Genomic DNA, 6,205 nt, shown 5'->3' on the forward strand with positions numbered 1-6,205 from the left:
CATTCATAGGATGGAATAAGGTGGGACAGGAGGTCTGAGATGCAAGGAACATGGAGAGCCTCATGGCAAATCGCTTTTACGTATATCGGTACCGTCGTAGGGGCTGGTTTTGCTTCTGGCAAAGAAATTGTCGAGTTCTTTGTTCAATACGGAACGCAAGGCTTGATCGGCATTGTCATCGCCACAAGTTTATTTGTATGGGCCGGAATCCGTGTCATGCTGATTTCCTATCGCATCCAGGCCGATTCCTATCAAGAAGTCAGCACGTATTTGTTTGGGCACCCTTTTGGCACGGTTTTCAACACGTTGCTATTGACGGTGTTGCTAGGAACTACATCCGTCATGTTAGCGGCTACTGGCGCTATTTTCTGGGAGTCGTTTCGCTTGTCTCCGCAAATCGGCATTTGGCTTAGCATGATCTTGATTTTCTTCGTGACCCGCAAAGGGTTGTTTGCCATCCATCAAGTAAACAGCATCTTTGTACCGATGCTGATTTTGTTTACGCTGCTCGTGTTTCTCTATTCGAAGCCGTGGCTGTTTACAGGCGTCACGGTAGAAGCCGTACGCCCCTTGGCCTGGATCAGCTCTCCTCTCTATTATGTTGCCTTAAATGTCACGCTTACACAAGCAGTTCTTGTGCCAATCGGCAGACATAGTACGAGCGAAAAGCCACTGATCGCCGGCGGAATCATCGGTGGACTGGGAATCGGCCTGCTCCTATTGCTCGCCTATTGCTCGCTGTCGGTAAAAATGCCGGGTATCCAGGAGGCGGAAATGCCGATGATTGCCTTGCTAAAAGGACTGGGCAAAGGAATCCCCTTTTTGTTCTCGCTGCTGGTCTACGCGGAAATTTTCTCGACTCTCGTAGCCAACGTCTTTGGCTTAGCCCAGCAAATCCGCCAAGTTACCCGGTTGCGTGGCCCGACAATTCTTCTCGGCATTTTACTGATTTGCTACCTGGTCAGCTTTATCGGCTTCAGCTCGCTGCTGCGCTTTTTGTACCCGCTGTTTGGGCAGCTTGTCCTGTTTTTCCTGGTGATGCTCGTCTACAGACAATGGCGGGATCGCGCCTGGTAATAACGCAAAAAACCTCTCCGTTTTTCGGAGAGGTTTTTTCATCGAAACCTTATGCAAATTCTGCAACCAGTTTGTCGAAGTCTTCTTGGGAAAGACGAATGTCTTGGTTTGCCAAGCCTTCTTCTTTGAAGCCTTTTACGAGAGCTTCGTAAGGTTTTTGCTCGGTGTTTTGGTAGATCAGACCAGTGATCAGACCTTTGTATTGCATGGAAGTAGACATAGCCTTGATGCGGTCATGAGGATCGTAGCCTTCGATTGTGTCTACAGGCACGATGTTCTCTTTGAACCAGTCATAGGTGTTTACTTTGTTATAGGTTACACAAGGGCTGAATACGTTGATCAGGGAGAAGCCTTCGTGTTGAATACCTTTTTCGATCAGATCAGTCAAACCTTTCAGGTCGCTGGAGAAAGATTGAGCAACGAAAGTCGCACCAACAGACAGCGCCAGTTCAACTGGAGTGATAGAAGACTCGATAGAGCCTTGCGGTGTAGACTTGGTCACGAAACCAGTCGCGGAACGCGGGGAGGTTTGACCTTTTGTCAGACCGTAAATTTGGTTGTCCATTACGATGTACGTAACGTTCATGTTACGACGGATCGCGTGTACAGTGTGGCCCATACCGATTGCAAATCCATCCCCGTCACCACCGGCTGCGATAACAGTCAGCTCGCGGTTTGCCATTTTCACACCTTGTGCGATTGGCAGGGAACGTCCGTGAATACCGTGGAAACCATAGCAGTTGATGTAACCGGAAATGCGCCCGGAACACCCGATACCAGAAATAACCGCCAGATTTTCAGGTTCCAGACCTACGTTTGCTGCGGCGCGTTGAATAGCCGCCTGGATGGAGAAGTCTCCACAGCCTGGGCACCAGTTAGGCTTTACGTTATTTCGAAACTCTTTCATAGTCGCCATGTTTTACCAGCTCCTTCACTTCAGCATAGATTTCCTTCGGCAGGAATGGGTTACCGTCATATTTGAGCACAGATTGGATTTTTTCAGCGTTTCCAACGTGTTGTTTGAGCAGGTTTGTAACTTGCGCTTGGATGTTGTGCTCGACAACAACGACTTTCTTCGCTTTGTCCACAAGTGCTTTGATTTGTTCAGTTGGGAATGGGTGCAGCAAACGGATTTGCGCGTGGTTTACTTTCACTCCCTCTTTTTCCAGACGGCCTTTTGCTTCTTGAATCGTACCGATGGTAGAGTTGATACCTACTACCAGAACATCCGCTTCAGCGTGAGGTGCATCGACAGTTACAGGGTTTTTGAAAGTTTTCAGTACGCCTTCCAGCTTGCGCATACGTTTATCCATTTGTTGAACACGGTTAGCAGCATTCTCGGACGGACGACCTGTTTGATCATGCTCAACACCTGTTACGTGGTGCAGACCGTATTTTTGACCAGGAATTACGCGTGGAGAAACGCCGTCTTCGGTTACTTCATAACGTTTGAACAGGTCGTTTTGCTCTTTTTCTGGCAATTCTTGTCCAGCAAGCAGTTTTCCGCGGCGGATTTCTACTTGGCTGTAGTCAAATGGAGTAACAGTTTGTTTGCCCAAGGAAAGAGTCAGGTCAGTCATCAAAATAACTGGCAACTGATATTCTTCGGCAATGTTGAAAGCTTCAACGGCATCGTAGAAACACTCTTCTACTGTGCTTGGCGTGATAACGACTTTTGGAATGTCACCGTGAGTACCATAAATCATCGCATTCACGTCGGATTGCTCGATTTTGGTAGGCATACCTGTAGATGGGCCACCACGTTGCGTGTTCACGATCACAACTGGTGTTTCTGTGATACCAGCCAGACCGATTGCTTCCATCATCAGAGCCAGACCAGGACCTGCAGAAGCAGTCAAGGAACGGGCACCACCGTAGTTAGCACCGATTGCCATTGTAATCGCAGCGATCTCGTCTTCCGTTTGGATAACGGTTCCGCCCAATTTTGGCAGCTTTTTGATCAAGTATTCCATTACTTCGGAAGCAGGTGTGATCGGGTAAGCTGGCATGAAGCGGCAGCCTGCTGCTACAGCACCCAGAGCGATCGCATCGTTACCGATCAGGAACAGTTGTTTTTGCGGATCTGCTTTTTCCATTTGGAATTCAGGCAGTTGACCGCCAGTCAGTTCATTTACGAAATCAAATCCGCGACGAATGGCATCCATGTTCTTTTCAACCACTTTTTCGCCTTTGCGGAGGAACATATCTTCAACGATAACACGGTAACTTTCCACTGGAATGCCGAGGATTGCACTGGACGCACCAATCGACACCATGTTTTTCATCAGGGAAGTTCCCAGTTCATCAGCAATCTCAGTTAGTGGTACAGTGAAGAAGCGAACTGGCTTCAACCCGTCCGGCAACTTTGGATTGAATTTAGCATCCGCGATAATGATGCCGCCTTCGCGCAGCTCATGCGCATTGAAATCGATCGTCTCCTGGTCAAACGCTACGAGAATGTCCAGATCGTCAGAGATCGCACGCATTGGTGTTGTGCTCACGCGAATTTTGTTGTTCGTGTGTCCACCCTTAATACGGGAAGAGAAGTGACGGTAGCTGTACAGATGGTAACCCATCCGGTTCATCGCCATCGAGAAAATCTCACCAGTACTCTCGATACCCTCCCCTTGCTGTCCTCCAACTTTCCAGGAAAGTTGACTAATCATTCAGATTCCACCCTTTCAGTGACTGTGAGAAAGCTGCCCATCTTACCCGAAAAGATTGATAAGATGTGACAATTCTGTGCATAGACAGTAACAATTGTAGTCCTGTCCCTGTCAAATTGCAAGTGCTTTTACTCAACTTACTTTTGACCTGAATTTTAATGTTGAACTTGGTACATTAATATCCTCATGTATTATTGTAGCACGTTTCCGAAAACACGCAACCAATTTCCTCGCACAAATTTCAATACTTCCGCCTCTTTGTAACGTCTAAGCAGAGCTTCTAGTAATTGGGAATACGCTGCTGAGGAAGACAGGTCGCCAAAGGTGTTCGTGATGCCGTCAAAGTCGGAACCAAACGCAACATGATCGACTCCGCCCAGCCCGCATACGTGATCCAAATGGCGCAGCAAGTCATCAATCCATGCCGTCCGCTTCTCTTCCACCGTGAAAAAGTCGACAAACGTCAGCCCCATGACTCCATCCTTGGCAATCAAGGCGCGAATCTGCTCGTCCGTCAAGTTGCGCGGATGGCGGCAAATTTGTCGCGCATTGGAGTGGGAAGCGATGACAGGTGCTTTGGAAATCTCCATCACGTCCCAAAACCCCGGATCGGCCAAGTGGGAAACGTCGACGATCATCCCGAGCCGATTCATTTCTTCTATTACTTGTCGACCAAATGCGGTGAGTCCACCCGGGTTCGGTTCCCCGCTGCCATCTGCCACACAGTTGCCGTGGTTCCAGGTCAATGTCATTCCGCGAACACCAAGGCGATACCATGTGCGAAGCTGTACGAGGCTTTCCTCCAGGGCGTGTGCTCCTTCTACAAACAGAATAGCCCCTTTCTCCCCCTTTAATACGCGCTCGTCCAAATCAGCTTTCGTGTAAATCGGGCGGAATTGTTCACTCGCCACCTTTTCATAAAATATATCGATCATTTCTAGTATCGTATGAAAACGGCGGCCATAAGGCACATGAGTAGGAACAAAACAGGCAAGCACCTGTATATCTACATTCCCTTTCACGAGAGCGGGAAAACCAGCCTGCAAAAAATCGTCTTCTTTATAGAAGTCACGCTCCGGCTCTTTCCACAGCTTGCACAATACATCGCAATGCGCATCGAATACGTTCATGATTCTCTCTCCTTCTATGTAACGGCATATTTGCACACGAAAAAACCTGTTCATTCTTCGAACAAACAGGCAGGCGATACGTTTGCAGTTTTATTATCTGGGTTCTACGATTAGTTTGATTGCAGTACGCTCTTCTCCATCAATCACGATGTCGGTAAAGGCTGGAATACATATGAGGTCAACTCCACTCGGCGCTACGAACCCTCGTGCGATTGCTACGGCCTTCACAGCTTGATTAAGCGCCCCAGCGCCAATGGCTTGGATTTCAGCTGCACCGCGTTCTCTAAGAACGCCGGCAAGGGCACCAGCAACGGAATTGGGGTTAGACTTTGCTGAAACTTTTAATACTTCCATCCTTTTTGAACCTCCCGTCTGATAGGAATCCTGTCATCATTAGAATGATATTCGCATAACCCCTAAAAATTCCTGCTAACTCGCTAGAAAGATTCAAAAAATTCTAATCTTATGTTTATTATTCCATAAACGGGTGGTCTGCGTCAATTCTGATTCGCTGCAATTTCTTCGCGTGACCAGTGGCTTTATCCAGCGTAATCAGGACAGCGTTCAACTGCGCCGGATCAGGCGCCACTTCGAAACGGACAGGCAGCTGGGTCAAAAATTTCTTGATCACGGCTTCCCGCTCCATCCCGAGAATGCCGTTGCTTGGGCCGCACATGCCGACATCGCACAAAAAGCCTGTTCCTTGCGGCAAAACCCGTTCGTCAGCCGTCTGCACGTGCGTATGCGTACCTACAACCGCGCTAACCCGCCCGTCGAGATACCAGGACATAGCTTGCTTCTCCGATGTCGCCTCGGCGTGAAAATCGACAAAAATCAATTTGGTGCGTTTGCGCGCTTGCTCAACCAGTTTGTCTGCCATCTGAAACGGGCAATCGAGCGGAGGAAGGAACGTCCTGCCCATCAAATTGATTACCGCCAGCTCTCCTTCTGGCTGCTTGATGTATGTAATGCCTTTTCCAGGCGTTCCTGCCGGAAAATTCGCCGGACGAATCATTCGCGGCTCATCATCGATAAAGTCAAAAATTTCTCGTTGATCCCACGTATGGTTTCCGAGCGTAATCGCCTGGACTCCCCATTCGAACAGCTCTTTCGTAATTTTTTCTGTAATCCCGCGACCGTGTGCCGCATTTTCGCCATTGGCGACGATAAAGGTTGGTCCGTATTTTCTTTTCAAAAGCGGCAGGTACGTTTTCACGATTTCTCTGCCGGGCGATCCCATAATATCTCCGATAAACAACAGCTTCATCTGACATTCACCTCATTGCTAGTATACACAACTGCAAGCGTTTAATCGAGTAGGAGGGGGCGACT

The 6,205-nt window shown here is 48.5% G+C and carries 6 protein-coding genes; 1 reads left to right on the top strand and 5 read right to left on the bottom strand.

Translation table 11 applies throughout. The features are described 5' to 3' along the window. Window positions 1–39 precede the first annotated feature (39 nt). Entirely contained in the window at window positions 40–1,077 is a 1,038-nt protein-coding gene (locus tag DEP07_RS27575; RefSeq protein ID WP_122965263.1) for a YkvI family membrane protein, read from the top strand. 49 nt (window positions 1,078–1,126) lie between these two features. Here DEP07_RS27575 and DEP07_RS27580 read toward each other — a convergent pair whose 3' ends face one another. From DEP07_RS27580 to DEP07_RS27600, 5 genes are all read right to left on the bottom strand, one after another. Then, window positions 1,127–1,993 carry a 2-oxoacid:ferredoxin oxidoreductase subunit beta gene (locus tag DEP07_RS27580; protein ID WP_122965262.1) on the bottom strand — a complete coding sequence of 289 codons (867 nt, stop codon included), beginning with the start codon at window positions 1,991–1,993 and terminating at the stop codon, window positions 1,127–1,129. Beyond that, on the bottom strand, window positions 1,965–3,743 hold the full coding sequence (locus DEP07_RS27585) for a 2-oxoacid:acceptor oxidoreductase subunit alpha (protein WP_122965261.1): 1,779 nt from the start codon (window positions 3,741–3,743) through the stop codon (window positions 1,965–1,967). The genes DEP07_RS27580 and DEP07_RS27585 overlap by 29 nt, the downstream gene beginning before the upstream one ends. Window positions 3,744–3,934: 191 nt before the next feature. After that, on the bottom strand, window positions 3,935–4,873 hold the full coding sequence (locus tag DEP07_RS27590) for a dipeptidase (protein ID WP_173598863.1): 939 nt from the start codon (window positions 4,871–4,873) through the stop codon (window positions 3,935–3,937). Window positions 4,874–4,966: 93 nt separating this feature from the next. Then, entirely contained in the window at window positions 4,967–5,227 is a 261-nt protein-coding gene (spoVS, locus tag DEP07_RS27595) for a stage V sporulation protein SpoVS (RefSeq protein ID WP_003385776.1), read from the bottom strand. Between the two features lie 118 nt (window positions 5,228–5,345). Further along, window positions 5,346–6,140, bottom strand: a complete 795-nt coding sequence (locus tag DEP07_RS27600; protein ID WP_173598864.1) for a TIGR00282 family metallophosphoesterase — start codon at window positions 6,138–6,140, stop codon at window positions 5,346–5,348. Between the last annotated feature and the right edge of the window lie 65 nt (window positions 6,141–6,205).

Origin of the sequence: Brevibacillus sp. (assembly GCF_003521185.1) — a bacterium.
GTDB lineage: Bacteria > Bacillota > Bacilli > Brevibacillales > Brevibacillaceae > Brevibacillus > Brevibacillus parabrevis.